Consider the following 26,887-nt stretch of genomic DNA (forward strand, 5'->3'; position numbering starts at 1 on the left):
CCTCCTGTCGTCGCTGTGCGTTCATCCACACTACATTGCAACGGTCATTGCGTTTGCCAACAATACTGTTGCAACGATCTCGGTCAAAACCGCTATTTCCGTTGACGATATTTTGAACGCAACGTAGCGTTTCCTCGTCCGGAAACATCAGAGGAGGCACAGGCGACATGCATGTGATGGCGATTTCCACGATCTCTGACGAGAAGGGGTTCTGGAGTGCGCTGAAGAAGGCGCACGGCCGGCTGCCCAAGGGGTCGAAGTGGGCCCTGGCGGTGGCGAGCACCGACGGGACCAGGGCGGTGAACATCATCGTTCACGACTCGGTCGACGGCGTGCGGGACTTCTTCGACGGCCACGCCGGCTCCTTCGCGACGACCGAATACCTCGAGGCCGACGCCTCCAACGCGGTCGGCCTGCCGAAGTGAGCGGGCTGCGGGCCCGCCTCGCCGGGCTTCTCGCGGAGTACGGCGTCCCGAGCGCGGCGATCGGCGTTCTCCATGACGGCGAGATCACCGACCTCGCCGTCGGCGTCAAGGACGTCTCGACCCGCGAGCCCGCGACCACCGGCACCGTCTACCAGTGCGGCTCCCTGAGCAAGACCTGGACCGCCCTGGCCTTCATGCAGCTCGTCGACGAGGGAAAGGTGAGCCTGGACGAGCCGGTGCGGACCTACCTGCCCGGCTTCGAGGTCGCCGACGCCGAGACCGGTGCGAAGCTCACCCCTCGTCAGTTGCTGTTCCACACCAACGGCATCGAGGAGGACTTCGGCGACCCCGGCGAAGGAGATGACGTCTACGAGCGCATGGTCGCGAACATCGCCGACGCGCCCCAGGTCCACCCGCTGGGCCACACCCACGGGTACAGCGCGGCCCTGGGCTACGCGATCCTGGCCCGCGTCATGGAGGTGATCGACGGCAAGGGCTGGGACGACATCATGCGGGACCGTCTCTTCGTCCCGCTGGGCCTGAGCGCCACCAGCACCCGGCCCGAGCAGGTCCCTCCGGACCGTGCCGCGACCGGGCACGTGATCCGCTCCCTCGAAGAGGGGCCGGTCATCTCTCCGATCGATCACCTGCCGCGCGCCTACGGCCCTGGAGGGAACGTCAACTCGACGGTCGGGGAGGTGCTCGCGATGGCGTACGTCTTCCTCAACGGCGGAAAGGCGGCGAACGGGACGCGCATCGTCTCGGCCGAGGCCATCAGGGAGATGATGGAGTCCCGGGTCTCCGTGCCGGACCCCTACCTGTTCGGGCCCGCGTGGGCGCTCGGCCTCATCGTGTGCGACTGGCACGGCGAGACCGTCTACGCCCACGACGGCAGCACCATCGGCCAGAGCGCCCGGCTGCGGATCCTGCCGGACTCGAACCTCGCGATCGTGATGCTGGCCAACGGAGGGCCGCGCGACAGCTTCTACCGGAAGGTGTTCAACGAGATCCTGACCGGCCTCGGCGCGGCCACGATCCCGGACCTGCCGGAGCCGGACCCGGCGCTGGAGCTCGACCTGGCCCGGTACACGGGCGTCTACGAACGGCTCGGCACCCGCTACGAGGTGACGGCCGACGATGGGCGGCTCCACCTCACGATGGTCCTCGACCCCATGCACGCCGAGTTCCTCGGCAAGCCCGATCGCGTCACCTACGAGCTGCTGCCGATCAGCGACACGCACTTCCTGATGCCCTCGGACGACCCGCTCGAGGACACCCAGACCGTCGCGATCTACGACTTCCAGCAGGGAGCCGCCCAATACCTGCACACGAACTGCCGGGTGACCCCTAGGGCGGGGTGAGGAGGGCGGGCAGCGCGATCGCGGCCTCCAGCCTGGCCAGTGGCGCGCCGAGGCAGCGATGCATGCCGTACCCGAAGGCCAGGTGCTCCTTGTCCTCCCGGGTGACGTCGAACCGGCAGGCGTCGTGGCCGTGGACGAGCGGGTCACGTCCGGCGGCGCCGTAGCAGGCCAGGATGGGCTCGCCCGCGCCCAGCACGATGCCCTCGCCGACGTCGATGTCCTCGACCGCGAAACGCAACGGCAGGTTCGCCACCGGCGCCTGGCTGCGCAGCGTCTCCTCGATCACCTCCTCCCACGTGACGCCGCCGTCACGGACGAGGGCGAGCTGGCCGGGGTGGGTCAGCATCGCGAAGATCGCGTTGTCGAGCAGGTTGACCGTCGTCTCGTGCCCCGCGCTCAGGAACAGCACCAGCGTGTCGACCAGCTCGTTCTCCGACAGCCGTGCGTCGTCGTCGCGGACGGCGATCAGAGCCGAGGAGAGGTCGTCGCCGGGGTGCTCGCGCTTGTCCGTGATGAGCCCGCGCAGGAGCTCCTGAAGGCGCGGGTAGGCGGTGGCGGCGTCGGGGACGTCCTTGCCGGTGTGGAAGAAGGCGTCCACCCAGCGGCGTGTCTCCTGGCGGGTGGCCTCGTCGCCGACCCCGAACAGCTCGCAGATCACCCGGATCGGCAGCGGGTACGCGTACCGCTCCCGTAGGTCCACCACCGTCCCCGGCGGCGGCGTCGCCAGCTCGCCGATCAGGTCCTCGGCGATGGCCTCGACGCGCGGCCGGAGCGCGGCGGTACGGCGGACGGTGAAGGCGTTGGAGACCAGCCCGCGCGGCCGCCGGTGCTCGGAGCCGTAGGCGGTGAGCGTGTTCCGCACGGCCACCCAGGCGAACAGCGGCCACTCGGGGGAGATCTCCCCCTTCATCCAGGCCGGCCAGTGCTGGTAGGCGTCCTTGGACACCCGGGGTCGGTGAGCAGCCGCCTGAGCAGCTCCTGGTCGCTCACCGCCCAGGCCAGGACACCGCCTGGCAGTTCGACGTGGGCGGCGGGCCCGAGCGCGCGGATGCGCTCGGCCTCGCCGTGGATGTCACGGCCGGTGGGATCGATGACGAAGGGGCGGGAACCGGCCGGCTCGTCCATGCTCATCTCCCAGATGGTGTCGTCCCACGAGCAGCGTCACCCACGCCGCGCGTTCGGGCAACCGCCATCCGCTCACCGCAGGACGAGCCGCACGTCGTCACGGCTGCCGCGACGGTTTCCGCCGCCGGACGCCGAGGCCGATCGCGGCCACGGTCAGCGCCGCGCACAGCCAGGCGAACACGTCGCCGATCACGCTGTACGGCGTGGCCCCGCCCGCCACCGGGACGTCCACGATCCACGGCGGATTGTCGCCGGTCGTGGTGTCCTGCTGCGACAGCACGTGCCCCTGGCGGTCGAAGGCCTGCGAGGAGCCGTTGAAGTCCTGCCGGACGAGGGCGTAGCCGTTCTCGATGGCCCGCAGGCTCGCCATCTGCGTGTGGGTGCGTCCCATCTCCGGCCAGTCGCCGCCGGGGACGAGCATGATGTCGGCGGGAACGTGCATCATCGCCGGGAAGTCCGCGTCGTAGCAGATGACGTTGGACAGGCGGCCGTACGGGGTGTCCACCACGGGCGCCGGCCCCACGCCGGGCTCGTAGCTCTCCAGGCCGGGGATGGGATGACGCTTCTGGTACGTCCACAGCACCTTCCCGTCGGGCCCCAGGAGCACGGTCTGGTCGCGGCCGTAGGGGGCCTGGCCCAGGTAGACGTTCATGGCGACGCTGAGGTAGACGCCCTGCTGCCGGGCGAGCGCGGCGGCCTCGGCGAGGAACGCGGGCTCGTCGTCGGCGCGGACCTTGGCGGCGTTCTCCGACCAGAAGACGATCTTCGCGCCCGACTGCGCCGCCTTCCTGGTGTCGTCGAACAGTTGCCGGCTGATCAGGCCGGACGCCGTGCGGACCACGTCCGCGGGCACCCGGGAGACGCCCCGCAGGTCGGCCGGGTCCGTGCCGAGCACCCGCTCGGCGCCGTCCAGGGACGCCGTGCTCGGGTTGACGCCCGCGACGCGCACGGTGGGCGAGCTCGCGGCGGGCGCGAAGGCCAGCCGCGCCTGGCCGCCCACGATCACCACGGCCAGCACACCGGCCACCGCGAAGGCGGGCCGGGCGCCGCGCCAGGACACCCCGTGCTCCCACAGGTGGTTGGCGGCGGTCGCGACGATCCCGATGAGGAAGGCGATCGCGTACGGCCCGGCGACGGAGATCACCTGCAGCAACGCCAGGTTCCCGCGCTGGGTGACCGCCAGCAGCCCGTACGCGGTGCCGAACGGGTTGTAGCTGCCGAGCAGGAACCCGGTGGCGGTCAGCGCGGCCGGGAAGACGAGCAGCCTGCCCACCGGCCCGAGCCCCGGATGCAGCAGCCGGTCCACGGCGAAGGGCACGAGAGCGGCCGACCCGAGGGCGAGCACGCCCACGAGCGTCAGCGGGGTCATCGGCACGGCGAGCTGCCAGACCCAGAACAGCGCGCCGGCCACGCCCGTCAGCCACACCAGCGCGAGCGCGGGCGCGGCCCGGCCGGTGCGCACGAACCGGAGCAGGAAGATCAGGAATCCCCAAGCCGCGAGAGGCAGGTCCCACCGGCCGCCGACGGCGAACAACTGCAGAAGCAGGCCGAGGGCGAGCCAGACAGGGCGCGGGTCACGCCGGCGCCCCTGGTGCGCGGAGGGCGTCGATCGCTCGACGCCGATGGTGCTGGTCGTCATAAGCCCTTCCATCCGTACGGGTCCGTGCTCCGAAAGCTACGGACCGTCCCCGGGGCCTGCCGAGCACCGCTTCGAGCGCATGTCATGACCGTTCCGCGCACCTGGGCGAGTAGGGTGAGCCGGTGGGCGGCTCGGCGCCGCTGGGTGACGTGGCCCGGCGGCTGGTGCGGATCGGTGAGCGGCAGGGGCTCGACGTGGGCTCGATGCTGCGCCGCACCGCGATCCCGGCCGACTCCACCTGCCGGCCCGGGGTGACACTCGACCAGGTCGCGGAGCTGACGCAGGAGCTGTGGATCCTCACCGGCGACGAGCTCTTCGGGCTCGGGCCCCCGCTCGCCCCGGGCTCGTTCCAGCTCGTGATGCGCTCGGTGCTGCACGTCCCCGACCTGCGGGCGGCGCTGCAGCGGCTGGTGGAGGCGAGCGAGGTGCTGCCCGGCATGCCGCGCCTGCGGGTGACGGCCGACGAGGCGCTCGTCCGGATCGAGATCGACCTCAGCCTGCTCGACGACCCCGACCACCTCGCGGCCGAGATCCTGGCCGTGCTGATCCACCGGATGCCGGGCTGGCTCGTCGGGCGGCGCATCCCCCTGCGCGAGCTGACCCTGCCCTGGCCGGAGCCCTCCTACGCCGCCGACTACGAGGTCGTCTTCGGCCGGCATCCGGTGTTCGACGCGGGCGGGCTCACCCTGGCCTTCGACACCGCCCTGCTGAGCGCGCCCCTGATCCGCGACGAGCACGACCTCGCCGACTACCTCAGAGACCAGCCCAACAGCTGGCTCGCCACCCGCGACTACGGCTCGTCCACGGCCGACCAGGTGCGCAAGATCCTGGAGCACGGCCTGTCCGGGCACTGGCCGGCCCCCGACGACATCGCCGCCCGGCTCAGCGTGAGCACGCAGCACCTGCGCCGGCTGCTGCGGGCGGAGCACACCTCGATCCGGCAGATCAAGGAGGAGCTCCTTCGTGACGCCGCCGTCGCGAGCCTGACCCGCGGTGACGAGTCCGTCGAGGAGCTGGCGCGGCGGCTGGGCTTCTCCGAGGCGAGTGCCTTCCGGCGCGCCTTCCGCCGCTGGACCGGGCAGCCGCCCGGCGCCTACCGTCAGGCCGCGTCTCCGGGCACCCAGTTCCGTACGGAAGGGGCGTACCCGGAGGGCTTGTCCCCGACCTTGAGGCCGGGGCTGACCAGCCAGTTCTGATAGCCGGGCGTGAACATCCGGTAGACCGAGTCCGGCGGCACGGCACTCGCCTCGTCCAGCTCCGCGCGCAGCTCGTCCGGCAGCTCGAAGTCGAGGGCGGACAGGTTGGCGTCGAGCTGGTCCGCGCTGCTCGCCCCGACGATCGCCGCGGCCACGCCGGGCCTCCCGGCCACCCAGTTGAGGGCGACCTGGGCCATCGGCACGCCGAGCTTGCCGGCCACGCCTTCGAGGGCCGCCAGGAGCCGCCAGTCCCGCTCCGTCCACGAGAGTCCGGCCGAGCCGGCACCGCTGAGCCGGCCCTCCCCGGTCGGGCCCTGGTCGGTGGAGCGGTATTTCCCGGTGAGGAAGCCGCCGCCGAGCGGGCTCCACGCGGTGATGCCGAGCCCGAGGCTCTGGCTCATGGCGACGTGCTCGCGTTCGATCGTCCGGTCGATGAGGGAGTAGGGCAGTTGCAGGCTGACCATCGGCACCAGGGAGTGGGCCTCGGCCAGGGTCTGGGCGCGGGCCGCGTACCAGCTCGGCACGTCCGACAGGCCCGCGTACCGGATCTTTCCGGCTCTGGTGAGGTCGTCGAAGGTGCGCACGACCTCTTCGACGGGGGTGATCCGGTCCCAGGTGTGCAGCAGGAACAGGTCGAGATAGTCGGTACGCAGGCGGCGCAGCGACGCCTCGACCGCCCTGATCATGTGCTTGCGGCCGTTGCCGCCCGCGTTCGGGTCGGCGGGGTCGACGCTGTTGGTGAACTTGGTGGTGAGCACCACCCGGTCGCGTACGCCGGCCTCGGCGAGGAGGTTGCCGATGATGGTCTCGCTCTCCCCGGCGGTGTAGAAGTCGGCGGTGTCGACGAAGTTCCCGCCCGCTTCGAGGTAGCGGCGCAGGATGGGGCGGGCTTCGTCCTCGGTCTTGCCGTACGCGGCGTGGAAGCCGCCGGTGCCGAAGTTCATGGTGCCCAGGGCCAGCCGGCTGACGCGCAGGCCGGAGCGTCCGAGCAGGTAGTAGTGGTCGAGAGACATGGATGGACTCGCTTTCTGAACTGTGCGGTCCACTCAGCTTGCGAAGTCGAAAATGGACTGTCAAGTCCAAAAGCGCGACCCTAGTATGGACCGGAGAGTCCAAACCTGGAGGGTGACCATGCCCACGCTGACCCGCAAGGGGGCCGCCACGCGGCAGCGCATTCTCGAGGGCGCCGCCGCGCACATCCGCGAGCACGGCGTGGTCGCCACGACCCTCGACGACGTGCTGGCCAGAACCGCGACCAGCAAGAGCCAGCTCTTCCACTACTTCCCCGGCGGGCGGGAGGAGTTGCTGCTGGCCGTGGCCCGTTTCGAGGCCGGTCGCGTGCTGGAGGACCAGCGGCCCCAGCTCGGCGACCTCACCTCCTGGCCCGCCTGGCAGGCCTGGCGTGACCGGGTCGTCGACCGCTACCGGCGGCAGGGTCGCCTGTGCCCGCTCAACTCCGTCACCTCACACCTGGGCAACGGCACACCCGGCGCCCAGGCCGTGGTCACCGAGCTGCTGCACCGCTGGCAGGGCGAGATCGCCGCCGGCGTACGGCACATGCAGGCCGCCGGCGAGATCGACCCCGGCCTCGACCCCGACCGCGCGGCGGCCGCCCTGCTCGCCTGCATCCAGGGCGGCGTCCTGATCCAGATGTCCACCGGCGAGACCACCCACCTGGAGGCGGCCCTCGACATGGGCATCGCCGCCCTGCGTCACCACTGAAGCCGAAGCGCGAGCGGGCCCCGGTGGTCGAGCGTGCCGCGATATTCGATCCGCTGCCCCGGCACGAGCCGGAGACCGGGCAGCCGTTCGGTGAGCAGCCGCAGGGAGATCTCGACCTGGCGGCGGGCCAGCCCAGCCCCAGGACAGTAGTGGGCGCCCTGCCCGAAGACCACGTTGGCCTGCGGGGCCCGGGTGATGTCGAACTCCTCGGCCCGGTCGAACGCCTCCTCGTCACGGTTGGCCGAGGCCAGGCAGACGGCCAACTCGGTGCCGGCGGGCAGGTCGCGTCCGCCGAGACTGGTGTCGGTGGTCGTCACCCGCAGGAAGACGTGCGTCGGCGTGTCGAAGCGGGCGATCTCCTCGGCGGCGTTCGGCACGAGATCGGGTCGTTCGCACAGCAGCCGCCACTGGTCCGGCTGGGAGAGCAGCCGCAGCAGGCCGTTGCCGAGCAGCGCGGAGGTGGTGATGTGGCCCGGCAGGGCGGCCCCCAGGACCAGGCCGACCAGCCCCGCCGTCTCGTCGTCGGTGAGCGCGGCCTCGCCCGGGGCGTACGCGGCCAGGTAGTCGCTGATCAGGTCGTCGCGGGGCTCGCCACGGCGCGCGGTCACGTACCGCTCGATGAGGCGCTGGAACCGGACGAAGGCCCGCGCGCACGCGACCCGCTCCTCCTCCGACCCGAACCGGTGCCCCATGCTCATGGCCGCCCCGGCGCGGCTGTCGTCCCCGAATGCCCTGCCGTCCTCCTCCGCGAAGCCCACCAGCCGGGCGATCACGTCGACGGGGAGCCGGTTGGCGTACGCGGCCATGAACTCGACGCCGCCGTCCTTGGCGAAACCGTCGATGAGCCGCGCCGCCCGTTCGGTGATGTACGGCTCGGCCGCGGTGACGCGCTCGGGGGAGAGGGCCGCCGCCGCGGGCGCCCGCAGCCGCCGGTGCGCCTCGCCGTCCATGGTGATGTAGAGCTCCCGCTGCGGGAACCCCTTGGCCAGCTCTTCGAGGATCGCCGGCGGGAACGGCGCGTACGGCCGCAGCGTGTTGGCCGAGGAGAAGGTGCGCCCGTCGCGCAGGATCCGGCGGACGTCGGCCATCTTCGTCACGACCCAGGCGCCCATGACCGGCGAGAAGAACAGCGGCTCCTCGCGGCGCGCCCGCGCGTAGAAGGGATAGGGATCGCTCAGGTGCGCACGGAGAGGGTCGTAGAGATCGCCCAGGGACATGCCCATCACCCTTTGCCAGGAAGCCGGCAACCGCCCTGACTATAACGTCCCGGTCGGCGGCGGCGGTACGTTCTCGTTCTCGGCGTCTTTCTGGAATGATATGCGCGGCAAGCCAGAGAGTATTTCCGAAGAGACCCGCACGCGGACGCTGTTTCTTTATCGCGCGTCCCCCGATGGGCCGGACCTCCTCCGGTGGAAAACCCGGGAAGTCCGGCACGGGCTCACCGATTGTCCGATCGTTTCCCTGACGCCGGCTCAAGAGGGCCGGTGGCCTGGGCTGGGCCGGTGCTCGCTTAGTGATCGCGGGCTCGGGCATATAGGCCGGGAGGCGATGTTCTCCCAGCCGGGAGGTCCAGAGATGCTGGATGAGCAGGAGGCCTGGGCCGTCGCGAAACTGCTGGCCGACCTGGCCGGGCAGGTGGGGGATGACCCACTCGGGGCCGAGGCCGTGCGGATGGCCGCACTGCTCCGCGAGAGGCTCGGCGCGGGCGGACCGGTGGCGCCGGGTGGAGACGCCGAGACCCGCGACAATGCCGCCGCGGCCCGGGACCGGGCGGCTGAGCTGCGCGATGTCGCCGCCCGCCTGCGCGACGACGCGGCCGTGCAGCGTGATGCCGTCGCTGTCGTGCGCAGCCGGCATGGGCAGCGCACGAATGCGGCCGCCCATGCCGCCGACCGCGCCTTCTACGACGCCCTGCGCTCCACCGACCAGCCGGACAGGACCGCCGACCAGCCGGGCAAGGCCGCCGACCAGCCGGACAGGACCGCCGGGCAGCCAGCCAAGGTCGCCGGGCAGCCGGACAGGACTGTCGACGAACTGGACAGGACTGCCGGGGAGCGCGACGGTGCGGACGGCGTACCGGGCGAAGGGGAGCGTGGTGCGGACGGTGTGCGGGGTGCTGCCGGGGTGACCGGGGAGGCGGAGGTGCTGGAGCGCGAGCTGCAGGCCGCCGAGCGGGGGCGCGACGGAGGAGACGCGGACGTACACGAGGCCTGGATGCTGGCGCGCGAGGACACGGCGGCGGTGGCGCAGGCTCATGAGGCCGCGGGACGGGAGGACCGGCTGCAGGCCCGCCGCGATCGCCAGGCGAGCGCCAGAGACCGGGCCGACGCCGCGGCCGACCGGATGGCGGCGTGGGCCGACCGCGATCAGGCCGTCATCGAACGTGAGCAGCACGGGCGCCCCGAGCCCGCCGGCCGCGCCCCGGGCGGCCCCGGCCGTCACCCGCCGGTTCGCGACACCCCGTTCACGGCGGACCTGACCGAGGCCCGTGGGCGGATGGAGGAGATCCGCCGACGCTGCGAACAGGCCCGCCAGAACGCCACGGCGGCCCGGATCCAGGCCGAGCAACTGGCCGCGCGCCTGTCGGAGATCCGGCGTCGGCAGGGCCTGAGCAACGACTGACCGGCCGGCCGGGAGCTTTGTGCGGCGGATCTCGCGCGGTTTCCGAGCGGGACGCGTAGAACTCCGCCGGCATCGCCTCCCGGGCCGCCGGCGTCGGTCACGCCCACCCACCGGCCACTTTCCCGATCGGTGGTCAGGGCCGGCGCTCCATCACCGGCGCGGAGACGGGCCTGACCCCGCCACGCCACTGACCGGCCCGGCCGGGCGGCCGTCGTACGACGTGACCGAGCGGGCCAGGCGGCGGCCGAGGTTCTGGGCGGGCCGCTCGACGTACCGGTGGCTCAGGGCGGCGCAGGCGACCACCACCGTCAGCAGCGCCACGGCCCAGGCGATCCGCCCGGGGAGGGACACCTGGGCGGCGTCCGGGACCAACCGCCGCAGGACCTGCACCGCGAACGGGTGCAGCAGGTAGACCGAGTAGCTGATCAGGCCGAGGCGTACCAGGAAGCGGGGCATGGCGGATGACCGCAGCAGGCGGCCGATCACGAAGGTGAGCCAGGCCGCCGCCACGGCGGCGGACCAACTCGACCTGAACGCCAGCGCCTGCTCGTCGGACATGCCCCACCCCGGGCCGAACCAGACGGCGGCGGCGATGGAGACGACGGGCACCAGCCCGATCATCCAGTTGGCCACGCCCCGGCGAAGCTGCCCCTGGTGCAGCCGGTAGAGCGCCGTCCCGGCGAACATGGTGGCCACGATGGCCAGGCTCTGCCACGCGCCGAGCCGGCTGTTGACCCCGAGCAGGACGACGGCCAGGACGCCCAGGGCGGCCGCACCGCAGAGGCGTACGCGATGACCGCCGCCGAGCACCGCGGCGAGCCCCACCACCAGCACCACCGTCACGACCAGGACGACGGCACCGCCGCCGAGCGCGCGAGACAGGGCGCCGGCCGGAAGCACGCCGCCCACGAGCACGGCCGCCACCGCGAAGGCGAGGATGCCGTTGGTGCTCGCGCGGTGCGGCCTGAAGACGAAGATCGCGGTCACCAGCAGGTAGAACACCATCTCGTAGGAGAGCGTCCAGAACACGTTGACGACGCTGACCACCTGCAGGAAATCCTGGAGCATCGTCAGGTGCGCCAGGCCGGCCGTGACCGGCCGGCCGCTGAGCTGGCCGGGCAGGGCCGAATACACCTCGACGAGGCCGAACACGGTGCCGATGACCGCCGCCACGATCAGCAGGGGATAGAGGCGGAACAGGCGGTTGACCCAGAAACCGGCGACGCTGCCGCGGCGTTCGAGCGAGGCCGGCACCACGTAGCCGCTGACGAGGAAGAACACCATGACCCCGAACTGGCCGAAGTCGAACCAGGGGCTGATCGTCGCGCGGACTTCGGGGAAGAGGGGATCCAGCAGGTGCTCGAAGAGCACGGCGAGCACGGCCAGACCGCGTAGGGCGTCCAGCCATGTCTGTCGGCTGGCCGGCGGGGGCGCCTGCGTCTGGACCTCGGCCTGCAGCCCGCCGCCGCCTTCGCGGGCGGCCAGGTTGATGGACATCCTGTCACGCTAAGAGGTCAACCTGAGTGAATGCTTGGAGTAAACCCTGGTGAGGTACTCGGGCGGCACGCCGCCGCCGGCCCCGGCCGTCAAGGGAGTTGGTCAGGAAAACACCGAATGTTCATCCGGGAATGGCGCGCGCTGAATGCGGGATGAGAGAGCGCACCAGACCGGAAATTCGGGGTGACGCAATTACCGGATACGTGCCGACAATCCCGTGGCAAATAGCGGTCACAAGCCTTGTTGGGCCGGTCGTGCGGGCGCACAGTCGAGGCACGATCAACCGGCTCAGGAGGATGGATGAACGGAAAGGGCGCACTAAATCCACGCACAAAAATAGCGATAAGACGTCTCTTATCCGCTGGCCTCGCGGTATTCGCCGCCGCCTTCCTCATCGCGCCGCCCGCGGGGGCACTGGCCCCGCCGACGCCGAAGGAATTCGTGACGAATCTCGACCTGGAGTGCTTCAGGACCACTCAGTACCAGCCGCCGCCCACCACACTGCTGCTGCGGCACATCAACCCCGTGCTCGGCAACCAGCCGCCGGTGCAGGTCACGCTCGGCCAGCGCGAGCAGTTGTGCGTCCCGGTGGCCAAGAACGGCGTCATCCCGCCGCCGAACGTGCTCGACTACCTCAGGTTCGTCGACCTGTCGTGCTACCGGGTGACCGGCCCCGCGATCAACCTGACCCTGGGGCTGCGCCACCTCAACCCGGTCCTGCAGAACGTGCCGGGCTTCAGCGCCGTGCTGAACGTGCCCGAGCACCTGTGCGTGCCGGTCGCCAAGAACGGCGTGGTGCCCGCCCCCGACATCCTGCGGGTCATCTCGCACATCGACCTGCTGTGCTACGCCCACCGGCCGAACCCGGCCATCAACGTGCCCCTCACCCTCAACCAGCTCAACCCGGTGCTGATCAACCAGATCCCCACCAGGGACGTCAGGGTCACCACCGCCCGCCAGCTCTGCGTGCCGGTGCAGAAGGCCGGTGACGAGATCCCGCCGGACGTGTTCGCCATCGTCCGCTGGGTCGACCTGGAGAAGTTCGACGTGATCAGCCCGACCATCTCCCCGGTGTCGCTGAGCCTCAGGCACCTCAACCCGGTGCTGGGGAACCTGCCCCCCGAGGAGCTCAGACTCACCGGCTCCGTGCAACTGGCCGTCCCCGTCTCCAAGAACGGGATGGTGCCGCCCGGCTGACGCGTTTACCGCGACCGGGCCAGGTGACCGGCCCGGTCGCGTTCGAAGCGCACCTGACGGCCGGCCCTTCGTGACCGTGCCATGGAGACTTCCCACGCGCTCAGCGCTCGACCTCGATGTGGTAGCGGCCGTCACCGTCGCGGTGGGCGCCGTGGATGTCGGTGGCCAGGTCGGGGAAGGAGCGGTCGAAGTCCTCCAGGGCGTGCAGGTAGGTGATCAGCGCGCCGTCGGCGGGCCCGGTCGCCTCGCCGGGCATCAGCATGGGGATCCCCGGCGGGGTGACGACGACGGTGGCGGCGCAGACGCGGCCCGGAAGATCGGCGAGCGGGACACGTTCGGTGCGCGACCGGATCAGGGCCTGGTAGCTGTCGGCGGGCGTGCGCACGGGTTCGGGGAGGGTGGTGAAGATCTCGTTGAGGAGCGTGCCGATCCCGAGAGCGCGGAGCCGGTCGTGGGCGTCGGTGCAGAACCGGCGCAGCGTGGTGGCCGGCGGGCCGAAGCCCGGCAGCACCTCGGCCAGCGGCAGATCGTCGTCGTAGGCGCGCTTGAAGTCGGTGAGCGCGTCGATCAGCGTGCCCCACTTGCCCTTGGTGATGCCCATGGAGAACAGCACCAGCAGCGTGTGGTCGCCGGTCTTCTCCACCACGATGCCGCGCCGCCGCAGGTAGGCGGCGACGATCCGGGCGGGAATGCCCCACTCGAGCGTGCCCTCGGCGGCGTCGGCGCCGGGGCAGATGATGGTCACCTTGACGGGGTCGAGCAGGCAGTAGCCGTCGGTCAGCCCCTCGAAGCCGTGCCAGGCGGCGCCGGGCTCCAGTGTCCAGCACGCCGGGTCGGTGCTCAGCGTGAGAGGGTCGGCCTCGGCGAAGGGGACGGACCGGCCGGTGCCGGGGTCGGTGACGTGAGGGGGCTGCCAGACGCCGAAATACCAGTCGGCCCGCCGGGCGTCCTCCTGGATGTGGGCGGCCAGCCGCACCATGGCCTGGCGGAACCGGACCGCCTCGATGACGGCCTCGCCCGTCAGGTAGGGCCCGGACGGGCCGTCCATCATCCCCGCCGCCACGTCCAGCGAGGCGATCATCGGGTAGAGCGGCGAGGTGGAGCAGTGCATCAGGTATGTCGCGTTGAGCCGCTCGTAGTCCACCGGCGCGCGTTCGGCCGACCTGACGTGCATCATCGCCGACTGCGACAGGGCCGCCAGGAGTTTGTGCGTGGACTGGGTGGCGAACACGGTGGGGCGGTTCGGCCCCGGCAGCGTCCGCTCGTCGACGGCCATGCCGTAGCGGCGGGCGTACAGCGGGTTGAAGCGGGCGTAGGCGAACCACGCCTCGTCGAAGTGCACGCGGGGGACGCTCTCGCTGAGCAGCTCAGCGACCTGTACGGCGTCGTAGCAGAGCCCGTCGTAGGTGGAGTTGGTGATCACGGCGTAGACCGGGTCGCTCTCGGCGAGAGGGTGGCCGGACAGGCGGGCGCGCACGGTGCCGGCCCGCAGGGCGGCGGGCGGGATGGGCCCGGCCAGGCCGAGGCCGTTGCGTTCCGGCACCAGGTAGACCGGCCGCGCGCCGCTGATGGTCAGCGCGTGCTGGAGCGACTTGTGGCAGTTGCGATCCACCAGGGCGCTCTCGTCGCGGGCGATGGCGTGGTGGCCGACGATGCGGTTGGCGGTGGCGTTGCCGTTCATCACGAAGAAGGTGCGGTCGGCGCCGAAGACGCGGGCGGCATTGCGTTCGGCGTCGCCGACCGGGCCGGTGTGGTCGAGCGGCGAGCCGAGCTCGGGGACGGAGATGGACAGGTCGGTCCGGAGCAGGCGCTCGCCGTAGAAGTCGAAGAACGCCCGCCCGACCGGCGACTTCAGGAACGCCACGCCGCCGGCGTGCGCCGGGGTGTGCCAGGAGTACTGGTGGTGGTCCTGGAGGTCCCGCAGCGCGCGGAAGAACGGCGGCAGGATCCGCTCGGTGTACTCCTCGGCGGCGTGCGCGATGCGGCCGGCGATGAAGTCGGGGGTGTCCTCCAGCGGGAACACGTAGCCCTGGATGACCTCGTACACCCAGAGGGGCAGCTCCTGCTCGGCGGTCATGAGGAAGACCGGCAGGCACCGGAAGCGCCGGGTGACCGCGCTCAGGACCTGCTCGGCGCCCGGCGCGTCCCAGTCGGCCAGCATCCCGGCCAGCGAGGCGTCCGAGCCGATCACCGCCAGCGCGTCCTGCGTCCGGTACGTCCACCGCAACTGCACACCGAGCCGGCCCATCGCCGCGCCGACGCGGCGGACCTGCTCGGCGAGCGCCGTGTCGGCGTCGGGACGCTCCGCGATCGCGGCGAGGACCGTTCTTTCCATGAGAGCTCCATGACCGGGAGAGACGATGGGATGCGCGCCGGACGTCAGGCCCGCTGGGTCACGGCACGGCGTCGCCGCGGTGGCTCGTGAGGCGGTCGGGGTTCGGCCAGCGGACGCCGCTCGCCCAGCCCGCCCGCTCGAACCAGCGGATCAGCCGCGCGCTGGGGTCGAGCTGGCCCTTGAGCACGCCGTGGCGGGCGCAGGCCGGCTCTACGTGGTGCCAGTTGTGCCAGCCTTCGCCGAGCGTCAGCATCGCCACCCACCACACGTTGGACGACCGGTCGCGGGTGCGGAACGGGCGGTCGCCGAAGGTGTGGGCGATCGAGTTGACCGACCAGGTGACGTGGTGCACCACGGCGTAGCGGACCAGGCCGCCCCACAGGAACGCGCTCCACGCGCCGGCCCACGACATCGACCACAACCCCCCGGCGGCGGCCGGGAGCGCGAACGACAGGAGCGCGACCGCCGGGTAGGCGGCGTCGAAGCGTCGTACGTCGGGGTCGGCCAGCAGGTCGGGCACCCAATGCCGGCGGCTGGAGCGCCGGCGGGCCGTGTAGAACCAGCCGATGTGGGCGTGCAGCATGCCGCGCAGCAGCGCCAGGCCGCTGTCGCCGTAGCGCCACGGGGAGTGCGGGTCGCCCTCGCGGTCGGCGTACTTGTGGTGGCGGCGGTGCTCGGCAGCCCACAGCGTGAGCGGCCCCTCGACGGCCATGCCGCCGGCCAGCATGAGCGCGACGCGGAGCGCGCGGTTGGCCTTGAAGGCGCGGTGCGTGAAGAGCCGGTGGTAGCCGATGGCGATCCCGAAGATGCTCACCAGGTACATCGCGACCGCGATGACCAGGTCGCGGGGGCCGACGCCCCAGCCCCAGGCGGCCGGTACGGCGAGGACCGGCAGCAGCACGGGCAGGACGATCAGGACGACCAGATAGGCGGTGCGGCGGCCGGTGGTGACCGCCACCGTCTCCGCCGTGCCCGGCCGCGGGATGGGTGCGGTCACGTTTCCTCCCATGCGCGGTACAGAACGATCAGGCTCCCTATTCAACGGCCGGGTCCCTGGAGTGCGGCAATGTCCTGACAGTGACGGATCAATTACTCAGAGGAAGCAAAACAATGCGCTCGGTAGCCATGCGGGTATGGGGTGACGCCTCCCTAGATTGTGATTGCACAACGTGATCATCGGTGTTCGCTCCGATGCCGGGCGGAAGGTCTACGCGATGGATGCTGTCGATCAGGGGAGCAAGGGCGGCCACCTGGAGAGATACGACGAGGCACTGGCCCGGGACCCGATGTCCGCGTTCGGCCTGGTCCGGGCGTGGATGCGGACCGACTGGCGGAGCCTGTTCGCCGAGCTCCGCGAGCGGCGGCCCGTCTTCGTCACGCCCGCCTTCACGGTCGTGACCCGCTTCGCCGACGTCATCGAGGTGCTCTCACACGAGCGGGTCTTCTCGGTCCGCGCCTTCGGCCCGCGACTCGACGCCGCGCTCGGCGGCCCGTTCATGCTGGGCCGGGACGCCACCCCGATGAACTGGCGGGAGAAGGGCCTGATGCAGGTCATGCTCGACCCGCGCGACGCGGCCCGCGTCCGCGAGCTGACCGGCCGCCTCGCCGACGAACTGCTCGACGCCGCCTGCGCCGACGGGCGTCTCGAAGCCGTCACCGGGCTGTTCCGTCCCGTCGCGCTCGGCGTGTGCGCGCGCTATTTCGGCGTCCCCGGTCCCGATCCGCAGACCTTGTCGCGATGGACGCGGGCCATCGTCGCCGACGGCTTCGCCAACTTCCTCGGCGACCCGAAACTCCAGGCCGCGTCCGTCCGCGCGGGCACCGAGCTGGTCGAACATCTGCGAGAGCGCCTCGCCGGGCACCGGGCCGCGCTGCGGGCCGGACGTGAGCTCCCCGACGACGTCTTCGCCCGCCTCGTCCGCTCCTCCCTGCCCGGCGTGACCGACGATCGCATCGTGATCAACATGGCCGGCATGCCGCTCGGCTTCGTGGAGAGCGCGCCGGGGGCCATGGCCGAGGCGGTCGAGCAGCTTCTGCTGCGCCCGCCGGTGTTCTCGGAGGCCGTCGCCGCGGCCGGCGACCCCGAGCGTTTCGACCTGTACGTCTGGGAGGCGCTGCGGTTCAGCCCGTTCTTCAAGCTGCTTCCCCGGCTGTGCGAGCGCGACCACGTCCTGGCCGCCGGCACCCCGCGCAGCACGGTGATCCCCGCGGGCACGTTCGTGCTCGCGGCGCCGGCCTCGGCCATGTTCGACGCGGACGTGGTGCCGGATCCCGGCGAGTTCCGTCTCGGCCGCCCGCGCCACCATCGGCTGTTCTTCGGCTCAGGTCATCACGCCTGCCTGGGCGTCCACGTGGCCGGCGTGGTGATCGGCGAGACCGTACGCCGCCTGCTGCTGCGTCCCGGCCTGCGCCTGCTCCCGCCGCCGGAGGGCGGGATCGAACGCAGCCTCGGGATCTTCCCCGACCGGTTCCTCCTGGGCCTCGGCACCGAGAGGCGGGCGGGCTGACGATGGCGACCACCCGAGCCGGCGCACGCACCATCGCCACGGACGGCCTGGCCAACCGGCTCAGGTTCCTGGCCCTGACGCATGGCCGGCCCTTCTGGGACCTCCTGCAGCGCAGCCGGCCGATCCGGCACCGGGTCAACGCCTCGCTGATCGACCACGCGATCCGCGAGATGGCGCCGCGCCCCGAGCCGTTCAGCACCATGGCCGGCTACACCTCGTGGGCCTCCCTGACCGACCGCACCTACAGCGGCAGGCACCTGCCCGCGATCGCCGCCGACGACGGGAGCCGTCCCACTCCCGAGAGCGCCGCCCGCCTGTTCACCCGCGGCGAGTCCATGATCCCCTGCCCGCGTTCCACGGTGTTGTTCGCGTATTTCGCCCAGTGGTTCACCGACGGCTTCCTGCGCGGCGACACCAACATCCCGCGCGACCCCCGCAAGAACAGCTCCAACCACCACATCGACCTCAACCAGGTGTACGGCCTCGACGCGGCGGCGACGGCCGCCCTGCGCACGTTCGGCGGCGGGCTGCTCAAGAGCCAGGTCATCAACGGCGGCGAGTTCCCGCCCTACCTGTGCGAGAACGGCAAGATCAAGCCGGAGTTCGCCGCGCTGAGCGTCATCCGCTTCGACGAGCTCACCGACGCGCAGCGCGACACGCTGTTCGCCACCGGCAGCGACCGGGGCAACATCCAGATCGGCTTCACCATGCTCACCGTGCTGTTCCTGCGCGAGCACAACAGGGTGGCCCGGCTGCTCGCGCGGGAGTATCCGCGCTGGGACGACGAGCGGCTGTTCCAGACCGCCCGCAACGTCCTCATCGTGCTGCTGATCAAGCTGGTCGTCGAGGAGTACATCAACCACATCACCCCCTACCACTTCCGGTTCACCCTGGATCCGCGCCTGTCGGCGACGCTGGCCCGCGCGCCCTGGCACCGGGAGAACTGGGCCTCGGTGGAGTTCAACCTCGTCTACCGCTGGCACAGCCTGATCCCGTCGCACCTGTCGGTGGACGGGCGCGACCTGCCGATGGCGCAGACCCTGCTCGGCGGCTCGCTGATCCCCGGCCCCGGCCTCGGCCGGCTCTTCGAGGACGCCTCCCGTCAGCGGGCCGGCCGCATCGGCCTGTTCAACACCGACCCACTTCTGCAGGTGGTCGACATGGCCAGCATCGCCGACTCCCGGGCCCTCGGCCTGGCGCCGTACAACGGCTACCGCGAGCACTGCCGTTTCCCCAGGGTGCGGGCCTTCGAGCAGATCTCCGGTGACCGGCGGGTCTCCGGCGCGCTGCGCGACCTCTACCGCGACGTGGACGACGTCGACCTGTACGTCGGCCTGTTCGCCGAGGAGCCCGGATCCCCCGACGCCATCCTGCCGCCGCTGCTCACCAAGATCATCGCCATCGACGCCTTCTCCCAGGCGCTCACCAACCCGCTGCTGGCCCCGCGCGTCTTCAACGCCGCCACGTTCTCCCCGCCCGGCCTGCGGGTCATCGCCGCCACGCGCACGCTGTCCGACGTGCTGCGCCGCAACACCCCGGAGGACCCGAGCCCCCGCCTGGTCACCATGTCCCGCCGGACCCGGCCGTGAGCGGGAAGGACGATCCGGCCACCGAGCCGCTGCGTGCCGCGGCCCGCGACCTGGTCGACATCGCGATCACGATCCAGGACGCGGCGGCGCACGCCACCGCCGCGCTCACCGACGGCGCGCTGCTGCGCGCCCTGCCGAACGCCCCCTCGGCGGCCGGCCCCGTCTACCGCGCGCTGCTCCGGGCCACCACCCACGGCCAGGGCCTCGGCCACGCGCTCACCGGCGGCCGGGCGGCCACCGTGGCCGCCAAGGCCGGGGCCATGATGGGGGCCGAGAGCCTGGCCGTACGCGTGCTGGCCACCTCGCTGCGGCTGCGCGTGGCCGCCGTCGCGCTCGATCACCCCGAGCTGACCGGCGACCCCATGCTCGCCCGGCTCATCGACGCGGCCGCCGCGGACCGTGACCTGGAGGCCGTCCGCGCCCTGCGCGCCCTGATCAAGGACCGCGGCGCGGTGCACGCCCTCAACCGGCTCGCCCCGGTCTTCGGCGAGGTCCTCGCGCTGCGCGCGCTGCTGGACGAGAACCCCCTCAACGACGCCACCGCCTGGCTCATCGCGACCGGGAAGGGCTTCGCCACCGCCGACCCGATCACCGGCATGAGCAACCGGGCCGTCGCCGCCCTCGACACCGGGGCGGGTGCCGCGCGCCGGATCGAGCTGACCGCGGCCGAATCGGCCCGCCTGAGCACGCGGGGGTCGCTGCTCGGCTTCCTGGGCAACATCGGCACGATCGGCACCACCGGGCGGATCCTCATCCAGAGCGTCGAAGGCCCCGACGGGGTGATCCGCCACATCCTCCAGGCGCCGGGCATGCGGGCCGGGCGCCCCGACGGCGACTCACCCCAAGACCTGCTCGGCGCGTTCAGCAGCGCCGTCCTGGCCCACAGCCCCTACAGCCGCGCGCTGGCCAAGGCCGTCGCCGACTACGGGCTGCCCCAAGGCGCCGAGCTGGCACTCGTCGGGCACAGCGCGGGCGGCGCGGCGATCATGAACCTGGCGCAGGACACCGGCTTCTGCGCCCGCCACAGGGTCACGCACGCCATCGCCGTCGGCTCGCCCATCGACTTCAAGCGGCCCGCCGACCCGCGCACCTGGGTGGCCAGCGTCACCAACCAGCACGACATCATCCCCGTCCTCGACGGACAGGGCGCCGGCACCTGCTTCGACCTGCACCCCGACTGGTACGTGGTCGACTACGCCGACTCCACCCACCTGTTCCCGCGCTGTCACGGCATCGAGCGCTACCTCGCCAACCTCGCCGACGACCTGCCCGAGGCCCGCGATCACATCGAGGAGCGGCTCGCGCCCTTCCGGGGGCCGGTCGTGCGGACTCAGGCGTACCTGCTGTTCGACCGGCCGCCCGACCCGGAGGACTTCCCCTTCCTGACCGTGCCGACCCATGCGGTGGACGGTCCCGGGGGAGCCGTCGAGCTGCCGATCCGGTGCCGCGACGGCGGCGGGCTCACGGCGTACTTCGCCGCGCGGCCGGCGGCGGCGGCCGGGCTGCTGGAGGGGACCGGGTTCGGCCCCGCCGTACGCGTGGCAGGCCGCGCCCTGGTCGTCGTGCACGCCGCCTGGAACCGGCGCAGCAGTGTGGGCGGTTTCCGGGAGCTGCAGGTCGGCGTCGTGGTACCCGGGCCGGGGCGGCGGCGCTCCGTCCTCGTCTGGCCCGACCTGCTGCGGCAGGCGGACGTGCGGCGTTCGGGCGGCTTCCTCGTGGGCTCCGCGGTCGACAGTGAGACCGTCCACGCTCTCGCGCCGCGGTTGTGGGGTGGCGAGACGTGCCTGACGTCCCTCGAACTCCGGCTCGGCGCCCAGGCCGCCCACGTCGCCGCCGGCCAGATCCTCACGCTGCGCGGGCGGCTCGGGCCGGGCTTGCCGCTGAGCGATCCCGACCTGGTCTGCTACACCCGCGGGGCCGGTGGGGCGCTGCGCTCCCGCGTACGGACCCGGGGGCCGGCCCGGCTGCACCCGGCGCCGCTCCTGCGGCTGGCCGTCGAGCCGCGGTCCTCCCATCCGCTGGCCGGTCGGCTCCGCGAGCTGGGGCTCGACGGCGCCCGGCCGTTGCTGTGCCTGTCGGCCCCCACCCGCCAGACGCTCCGGGACGCCGCCGCCCTCGTCCCGCCCGCCTGATGCTCCGGAACGTCACCCGGTGCCGCCCGCCTGATGCTCCGGAACGTCACCCGGTGCCGCCCGCCTGATGCTCCGGGACACCGCCCGGTGCCGCCCGCCTGTCGGAGGAGTCATGTCAGCCGAACGTACGGCGATCATCGCCCACGCCGAGGTCCTGCGCTCGGACGCCCGCGCGCTCACCGCCTGCGCCGAGCGCCTGCGCGCGATCGAGGCGAGGCTGGAGGCCGCCGGCGCGGCACCGCCGTGGTTGCGCGCGTCGGTGAACGCCCACCTCGCCGCCTGTGTGACGGCCGCCGCCGACCTGGAGACGGCGGCGCGGCGCCTGCACCGCTACGCGGACCCGCGCACGACCGGTTGACGGCGGCCTACGCGCTCTCCAGCCGCTCCTTGGCTCCGCGGACCTCTTTCTCCACGTCGGCGGGCAGCCGGCGGCGCAGCACGGGCTCCAGCAGCCATCGGACGAACGGCGCGAAGTCGATCGAGATCATGCGGGTCACCTTCGAGGTGCCGTCGGCGGCGGCCTCCGCTTCGAAGGAGGCGCTGAAGCGGGACAGCCGGTGGTTCAGGCGGTTGCGGGGCAGGGGCGCGTACTGGACGTCGACGCGGCGGCCCGGGGTGAGCCGCATCTGGGAGACCAGTTTGGGCGCCGGCCCCGGGACGCCCGGCAGGACGGGACGGAACCTGAACTCCGTGAGGTCTCCGGTGCGCCGGACCCAGTCGATGGGGCCGATCTTGTCGTCGATCTCCGCGTAGCGTTCGGCGTCCATCACGAACTCCAGGAACTCCTCCGGCGTGCAGCGGATGACCTCTTCCACGATGACTCGGACCATAGTAAGAGAGTACTCTCTCACTATGGCGAGAACCACTCCGGGCGTCACCAGGGAGCGCATCCTCGACGAGTCCATCCGGCTGTTCGCGGCCAGGGGCTACGGCGCGACCTCCGTGGCCGACATCCAGCAGGCCTGCGGGCTGACCGGCGGCTCGGGTGCGCTCTACAAGCACTTCCCGTCCAAACAGGCCCTGCTGGAGGCGGCCGTGCGGCGCAACCTGGGCGCCATGGCGCTCAGGAAGCGTGAGGTGGTCGAGCAGGTTCCGGCCGATCCGCGCGAGGCGCTGCACCTGATGGCGCTCGCCGTGTGGGACGTGATCGACGGCGACAAGGACCTGGTACGGATCATGCTCCGGGAGCACACCGCGTTCCCGGAGATCTTCGAGCCGATGTGGCAGGGCGTCATGGCCACCCTCTACCGCGAGTTCGCCACCTGGATCGCGGCGCAGCGGGCGCTCGGCGTCGTCGAGGCGGCCGACCCGGAGGCGACGGCCGCCGTGCTCATCTCGTCGCTGACCTACTTCCCGCTGCTGGATCTCCTCATCGGCCACACTCCGGGAGACCTGGGCCGGGAGGTGTTCCTGGCCACGTGGACCGAGCACGCGGCCCGCACGCTCAACCTGCGTTCACCGCGGCACCGGCGGTGATGTGGAACTCCATGCTCGCGTAGTCGAAGGTGATCGCGCGGCGCTTGAAGAACTCGTGCGAGAAGTTGCCGATCGTCTCGAACCCGAAGAGGCTCAGCCACGGCCAGTCGCCGACGAGCCCCGTGACGTTCCGGCCGACCGCTCTGCCGAGGCTGATCCTGGCCGGAGCGATCGGATAGACCCGCATCGGGCCCATGTCCTGCGGATGGTCGTAGTCGATCTCCACACCCGCCCGTTTCGCGTTCTTCTCGTTCATCAGGATGCCGAGCCCCATGCCACCCGTGTCGAGCGAGGCCACCCGTGGCCCGTCGTGGTTGACGCTGCCCATCGTGCACGGCACGTGATCGCCCGCGATCCACAGCGGGAGGCGGTCGGCGCCGGTGCGTCCGGCCTCCGCCCGGAGCTCTCGCACCTGCGCGGCGGTCTTGCGCCGCAGGACGAGCGCCTGGCCGGCGTAGTCCATGGTGGCGATGAAGTGGTAGAGGAGCGTCGTGCCGATCACACCGGCCGGCAGGGAGCCGTCGGGCAGGGTGGGCACCCTCAGGTCGTACCAGACGACGGGAACGTTGCGGAGCACGACATCACCCAGCCGGTACGACTCCATGACCCCGTGATAGGTCGTGAGGGTCTGCCCGGCGGGATGGGTGGTGCTGGTGGCCATCGCCCGCAGCCCCGCCTCCTGCGCCGTCTTCGTGGTGAGGGCGAGCGTCCCCCCGGTGTCGATGAGGAAGGTCCGCTCCGGCCCTCCGTTCACGGAGACGCGCACACTGGGCAGGGGATCGACGGACACGAAAGGCAGGCGGGTCTTCTGCGCGCCCGCCATCTGGTACGGCCTGCCGGTCACGCCGGCGTACTGGTCGGCGTACGCCGCGTCCGTAGGGTCGCCGGTGCTGCGCAGCAGCGGCACGGCCCGGGCCACGTCGTCCTGCCGGACGAAGCAATCCGCCAGATGCCGCTTGGCGGAACCGTTGCCGGGGGCGAGCTCGACGGCCCTGGCCAGGAACCGCTCGGCGCGCCCGAAGTCGTTCGACAGCAACGCGATACGCCCGCGCTGCGCCAGGGCGTGCGCGTCGCCAGGGTTCTCGCGCAGAAGCGAGGCGTATCCCCGGTCGGCCGGGCCGAACCTACCCGCCTCGAACAGCCGATCGGGATCCGAGGTCGCGGCCATGGCCCGGCCCGCGCCCTCCATCAGTGGCAGCGCGGCACCGAGCCCCACCGCCAGGCCGGCCCGCCGCAGGAATCTCCGGCGGTCGATGATGCTTTCGTACGTGTCGGCACGGGTCATGCACGGCAGTGAACCCGCAGATCCGTTTCCCCGGCGTTTCCATGGCCGCCTCGGTGGGCGACACTGCAACGTGCACTCAGAAGAGCAAGCCCCGTGGCGGGGCGACGAGTTGAGCGGCCGGATCTACCTGGCCTTGCGTGACGGCGTCCTCGACGCCGAGCCGGTCATCGAGCTGGCCTGCCTGCTGGAGGAATGGGACGAGGGCACGCCGGCCACACGGGAGCTCCTCGAACGTCCCGTCGCCGAGCTGACCACGGCCGACCTGATCCGCCTGGGCGAGAGCCTGCTCGCCGACGTCGGCTTCGAGCCGACCTTCGCCCTCGAACCCCGCCTGTGGGCGACGCTGGAGCACGCACTGGAGGCCGTGAAGCGCGATGTCCGCGCCCAAGGAATCACCGGCACACTCCGCCTGGCGACCCCCGACTGGGACGGCAGCGGTCACGCTCGGGTGGAGTTCCAAGGCGACTACCACGGCAACGGCATCCCGCCCACCGCGGGGAACATCGCGGGGAACAGCGCTGCGGGCACGCTGGCGAATGTCGCTGAGGCCGTTCAAGAGACGATCATGGGGTTGATCCTGAAGGTCTGGCCGGTGTGCGCCGCGCACGATCTCGGCCTGCATGTCGGATGTGAGCATGAGGTCGCCGTCTGGCGGTGCGTCGGTGGTGGGACGCATACGGTCGCGCCGGTCGGCGAGCTGACCTGATCGCGGGGCCGCCTCACCTCGTCAGCCCGTGGTGGGTGATGTGGAGGTCGCTGACGCCGCGGACGCCAGGCCGGGGTCGGCGCGCAGGGTGGCGAGGTGGGCGGGGTGCCGCAGCAGGGCGAGCACGCCGTTGGCGATCAGGTTGACCGTCGTCTCGTGCCCCGCCACCAGCAGCAGCACGATCGTGGAGACCAGCTCGTCATGGCTGAGCACGTCGCCGCCGTACTCCGCCGCGAGCAGCTCGGAGATCAGGTCGTCCCGGCGCGGGCTCTTGCGCCGGTCGGCGACGAGCTCGTTGACGTATCGGTGCATCTCGACCGTGCCGAGCACCCACTCCGGGGTCCCGCCGTCGCCGTCGCCGGGGTCGGAGAAGCCGTCGAGCAGCCGGGTGAGCTGGGCGGACCACCCGTGGAACAGCCGCTCGTCGGCGGGTGGGACGCCGAGCAGGCGGCAGATGACCGTCACCGGCAGGGGGTAGGCGAAGCCGGACAGCAGGTCGAACCTGTCCCAGTCGGCCACGCGGTCGAGCAGCTCGTCGACCAGTCGTGCGACGGAGCCCTCCATCCGGGCGACGGTACGGGCGGTGAACGCGCCGGCCGCCAGGCGGCGCAGCCGGGTGTGGTCGGGGGCGTCGAGGGAGAGGAACCACGGCCGCCGGACCGAGGACGGGGCGTCCGGGGGATAGGGGTCGGTCTGGTCGGGGTTGAAGTGCCGCCAGCGCTCGGCGCTGAGCCGCGGGTCGCGCAGGAGCGTCTCGCAGTCGCGGTAGCCCGTCACCACTAACGCGGACAGCTCCTTGATCCAGACCGGGCCGTGGGCCCGGAACTCGGCATAGATCGGGTACGGGTCGGGCCTCGACGCGGGGTCGAGCAGCCTGCCGACCAGGTGGAAACCGGACGTCTCCGTTGCCATGGACATCTGCACTCCTTGGGACGCACACTATTGACCTGAGGTCATTAATATTGACCTGAGGTCAATATGTCAACCGCGACGAGGAGGCGTTCGGGGTGGGAGGCGGCGGGTCCAAGGGGCGATCGACGCGGGCATCCCGCGGTGGAGCGGGGTCGTGGGGGTGTAGCCGAGTTCGCGGGTGGCCGCGGTGATGCCGTCGGCCGGGCACACCCAGCTATGGCCCATTTCCCGGGCCTTGTCGCGGTTCAGGACGGGCACCTGGCCCCTGATCAGGCCGACGGCTTCGGAGATCCAGGCGGCGGCGTGCACGGCCGTCATGGGAACGGGCAGTACGGCCGGGCGCCGGCGGCCCAGCATCCGGGCCAGTTCGGCGCACACGTCCGACCAGTCGTGGGCCTGGCCGTCGCAGATCGGATAGACGCCCGCTTCGGGGTCCGTACGGGACAGGGGAGTGCCCTGTTCGGCGGCGGCCAGCAGGGCGGAGCACAGGTCGTCGACGTAGAGGAGGCAGTAGTGGCGGGGGCCGGTTCCCGTCTTGAGCACCAGGCCGCGGGCCAGCATCGGCAGCAGTGTGGGCAGCAGCGCCGGTTCGCCGGGGCCGTAGACGATGCCGGGCCGGAGGACGACGGCCTGGAGCCGGTCGGCGTGCGCGCGTACCGCCTGTTCGCCGGCCAGTTTGCTGGCGCCGTACCGGGAGACCGGCCGCCTGGTGGGGGAGGGGCCCGCGGCGGCCAGCGATGAGCAGACGACCAGGCGGGGCGGCCGGGGCAGGGCGGCGAGTACGCGGGCCAGGCGGGCGCTGCCGTCGCGGTTGACCGCCTGGAAGGCGGCTCTGGTGCGCGCCTTGACCAGGGCGGCCAGGTGGATCGCCCGGTCGGCGCCGGTGACCGCCTCGGTGAGGCCCTGCCCCGTGGTCAGGTCGCCGTCGATCACGTCGACCCCCAGTTCGCGCAGGGCGCGGGCGCGTGCGGACGGACGGGCCAGCGCGGTGACCGCGTCCCCGCGATCGAGGATCATCCGGGTCAACCGGCTGCCGACGAAGCCGGTCGCGCCGGTGAGAAGGTAGCGGGTCACCCGTGGCTCCCGAACGCCCTGGTACGGACACCGCCGAGGGTGTGGTCGACGCGGCCCGCGGCCCGGCGAAGGCGCCGTGCCAGGGCG

At 71.9% G+C, this 26,887-nt stretch carries 24 protein-coding genes; 12 read left to right on the plus strand and 12 right to left on the minus strand.

The features are described from left to right. The first annotated feature begins 176 nt into the window (after positions 1-176). Together AB0I15_RS05555 and AB0I15_RS05560 are read left to right on the plus strand one after the other, a co-directional pair. The gene (locus AB0I15_RS05555) at positions 177-425 is read left to right on the plus strand and encodes a hypothetical protein (RefSeq protein WP_358090604.1); all 249 of its coding nucleotides are present in this window, start codon (positions 177-179) and stop codon (positions 423-425) included. Then, complete coding sequence (locus AB0I15_RS05560) at positions 422-1,786, plus strand: serine hydrolase (RefSeq protein WP_358090607.1); 1,365 nt, start codon at positions 422-424, stop codon at positions 1,784-1,786. Before AB0I15_RS05555 ends, AB0I15_RS05560 begins: the two co-directional genes overlap by 4 nt. Here AB0I15_RS05560 and AB0I15_RS05565 read toward each other — a convergent pair. The 3 genes from AB0I15_RS05565 to AB0I15_RS05575 form a co-directional block, all read right to left on the minus strand. After that, complete coding sequence (locus AB0I15_RS05565) at positions 1,773-2,732, minus strand: cytochrome P450 (RefSeq protein ID WP_358090610.1); 960 nt, start codon at positions 2,730-2,732, stop codon at positions 1,773-1,775. The genes AB0I15_RS05560 and AB0I15_RS05565 overlap by 14 nt on opposite strands. After that, the gene (locus AB0I15_RS05570) at positions 2,693-2,917 is read right to left on the minus strand and encodes a hypothetical protein (protein ID WP_358090613.1); all 225 of its coding nucleotides are present in this window, start codon (positions 2,915-2,917) and stop codon (positions 2,693-2,695) included. Before AB0I15_RS05570 ends, AB0I15_RS05565 begins: the two co-directional genes overlap by 40 nt. 91 nt (positions 2,918-3,008) lie before the next feature. Then, complete coding sequence (locus AB0I15_RS05575; RefSeq protein WP_358090615.1) at positions 3,009-4,550, minus strand: nitrilase-related carbon-nitrogen hydrolase; 1,542 nt, start codon at positions 4,548-4,550, stop codon at positions 3,009-3,011. 122 nt (positions 4,551-4,672) lie between these two features. Between AB0I15_RS05575 and AB0I15_RS05580 the strand changes: the two genes are divergently transcribed. After that, a complete protein-coding gene (locus AB0I15_RS05580) occupies positions 4,673-5,746 on the plus strand; it encodes an AraC family transcriptional regulator ligand-binding domain-containing protein (RefSeq protein ID WP_358090617.1) in 1,074 nt (357 codons plus the stop codon). Here the strand turns inward: AB0I15_RS05580 and AB0I15_RS05585 are convergent. Further along, positions 5,650-6,759: an aldo/keto reductase gene (locus AB0I15_RS05585; RefSeq protein ID WP_358090619.1), complete on the minus strand. Its 1,110-nt coding sequence runs from the start codon at positions 6,757-6,759 to the stop codon at positions 5,650-5,652. The two genes, AB0I15_RS05580 and AB0I15_RS05585, sit on opposite strands and share 97 nt — an antisense overlap. Before the next feature lie 118 nt (positions 6,760-6,877). Between AB0I15_RS05585 and AB0I15_RS05590 the strand changes: the two genes are divergently transcribed. Next, a complete protein-coding gene (locus tag AB0I15_RS05590; RefSeq protein ID WP_358090622.1) occupies positions 6,878-7,468 on the plus strand; it encodes a TetR/AcrR family transcriptional regulator in 591 nt (196 codons plus the stop codon). Here AB0I15_RS05590 and AB0I15_RS05595 read toward each other — a convergent pair. Next, complete coding sequence (locus AB0I15_RS05595) at positions 7,459-8,685, minus strand: cytochrome P450 (protein WP_358090625.1); 1,227 nt, start codon at positions 8,683-8,685, stop codon at positions 7,459-7,461. The genes AB0I15_RS05590 and AB0I15_RS05595 overlap by 10 nt on opposite strands. Before the next feature lie 358 nt (positions 8,686-9,043). On the opposite strand from AB0I15_RS05595, the gene AB0I15_RS05600 reads away from it, so the two are divergent. Continuing rightward, a complete protein-coding gene (locus AB0I15_RS05600) occupies positions 9,044-10,090 on the plus strand; it encodes a hypothetical protein (RefSeq protein ID WP_358090628.1) in 1,047 nt (348 codons plus the stop codon). Positions 10,091-10,240: 150 nt separating this feature from the next. On the opposite strand, the gene AB0I15_RS05605 is transcribed toward AB0I15_RS05600, so the two are convergent. Then, positions 10,241-11,587: an acyltransferase gene (locus AB0I15_RS05605; protein WP_358090631.1), complete on the minus strand. Its 1,347-nt coding sequence runs from the start codon at positions 11,585-11,587 to the stop codon at positions 10,241-10,243. 441 nt (positions 11,588-12,028) lie between these two features. On the opposite strand from AB0I15_RS05605, the gene AB0I15_RS05610 reads away from it, so the two are divergent. Then, on the plus strand, positions 12,029-12,784 hold the full coding sequence (locus tag AB0I15_RS05610; RefSeq protein WP_358090634.1) for a hypothetical protein: 756 nt from the start codon (positions 12,029-12,031) through the stop codon (positions 12,782-12,784). A 100-nt stretch (positions 12,785-12,884) separates the two neighbouring features. Here the strand turns inward: AB0I15_RS05610 and AB0I15_RS05615 are convergent, their stop codons facing one another. Both AB0I15_RS05615 and AB0I15_RS05620 read right to left on the minus strand, forming a co-directional pair. Then, positions 12,885-15,119: an Orn/Lys/Arg decarboxylase N-terminal domain-containing protein gene (locus tag AB0I15_RS05615; protein WP_358090637.1), complete on the minus strand. Its 2,235-nt coding sequence runs from the start codon at positions 15,117-15,119 to the stop codon at positions 12,885-12,887. Between the two features lie 58 nt (positions 15,120-15,177). Continuing rightward, positions 15,178-16,116, minus strand: a complete 939-nt coding sequence (locus AB0I15_RS05620; protein ID WP_358090640.1) for an acyl-CoA desaturase — start codon at positions 16,114-16,116, stop codon at positions 15,178-15,180. A gap of 217 nt (positions 16,117-16,333) precedes the next feature. Between AB0I15_RS05620 and AB0I15_RS05625 the strand changes: the two genes are divergently transcribed. The 4 genes from AB0I15_RS05625 (at position 16,334) to AB0I15_RS05640 (ending at position 21,705) form a co-directional block, all read left to right on the plus strand. Next, on the plus strand, positions 16,334-17,626 hold the full coding sequence (locus tag AB0I15_RS05625; protein WP_358090643.1) for a cytochrome P450: 1,293 nt from the start codon (positions 16,334-16,336) through the stop codon (positions 17,624-17,626). Between the two features lie 2 nt (positions 17,627-17,628). Continuing rightward, positions 17,629-19,215 carry a peroxidase family protein gene (locus tag AB0I15_RS05630; RefSeq protein WP_358090647.1) on the plus strand — a complete coding sequence of 529 codons (1,587 nt, stop codon included), beginning with the start codon at positions 17,629-17,631 and terminating at the stop codon, positions 19,213-19,215. Next, complete coding sequence (locus AB0I15_RS05635) at positions 19,212-21,347, plus strand: hypothetical protein (protein WP_358090649.1); 2,136 nt, start codon at positions 19,212-19,214, stop codon at positions 21,345-21,347. The genes AB0I15_RS05630 and AB0I15_RS05635 overlap by 4 nt, the downstream gene beginning before the upstream one ends. Before the next feature lie 112 nt (positions 21,348-21,459). After that, positions 21,460-21,705 carry a hypothetical protein gene (locus AB0I15_RS05640; RefSeq protein ID WP_358090652.1) on the plus strand — a complete coding sequence of 82 codons (246 nt, stop codon included), beginning with the start codon at positions 21,460-21,462 and terminating at the stop codon, positions 21,703-21,705. Between the two features lie 7 nt (positions 21,706-21,712). Here the strand turns inward: AB0I15_RS05640 and AB0I15_RS05645 are convergent, their stop codons facing one another. Then, the gene (locus tag AB0I15_RS05645) at positions 21,713-22,177 is read right to left on the minus strand and encodes an SRPBCC family protein (protein ID WP_358090655.1); all 465 of its coding nucleotides are present in this window, start codon (positions 22,175-22,177) and stop codon (positions 21,713-21,715) included. A gap of 22 nt (positions 22,178-22,199) precedes the next feature. Here AB0I15_RS05645 and AB0I15_RS05650 point away from each other — a divergent pair, with 22 nt between their 5' ends. Continuing rightward, positions 22,200-22,823, plus strand: coding sequence for a TetR/AcrR family transcriptional regulator (locus AB0I15_RS05650; RefSeq protein WP_358090658.1), 624 nt, complete (start codon positions 22,200-22,202; stop codon positions 22,821-22,823). On the opposite strand, the gene AB0I15_RS05655 is transcribed toward AB0I15_RS05650, so the two are convergent. After that, positions 22,792-24,108, minus strand: a complete 1,317-nt coding sequence (locus AB0I15_RS05655) for an aspartyl protease family protein (RefSeq protein ID WP_358090661.1) — start codon at positions 24,106-24,108, stop codon at positions 22,792-22,794. The genes AB0I15_RS05650 and AB0I15_RS05655 overlap by 32 nt on opposite strands. 70 nt (positions 24,109-24,178) lie before the next feature. On the opposite strand from AB0I15_RS05655, the gene AB0I15_RS05660 reads away from it, so the two are divergent. Further along, positions 24,179-24,814 (plus strand): hypothetical protein, encoded by a 636-nt coding sequence (locus AB0I15_RS05660; RefSeq protein ID WP_358090663.1) that lies wholly within the window; start codon positions 24,179-24,181, stop codon positions 24,812-24,814. A 21-nt stretch (positions 24,815-24,835) separates the two neighbouring features. Here the strand turns inward: AB0I15_RS05660 and AB0I15_RS05665 are convergent, their stop codons facing one another. Continuing rightward, positions 24,836-25,732 (minus strand): cytochrome P450, encoded by an 897-nt coding sequence (locus tag AB0I15_RS05665; protein ID WP_358090666.1) that lies wholly within the window; start codon positions 25,730-25,732, stop codon positions 24,836-24,838. 63 nt (positions 25,733-25,795) lie between these two features. Then, entirely contained in the window at positions 25,796-26,800 is a 1,005-nt protein-coding gene (locus tag AB0I15_RS05670) for an NAD-dependent epimerase/dehydratase family protein (protein WP_358090669.1), read from the minus strand. Positions 26,801-26,887: the final 87 nt, after the last annotated feature.

This window comes from Nonomuraea sp. NPDC050643, from assembly GCF_040654715.1.
Classification (GTDB): domain Bacteria; phylum Actinomycetota; class Actinomycetes; order Streptosporangiales; family Streptosporangiaceae; genus Nonomuraea.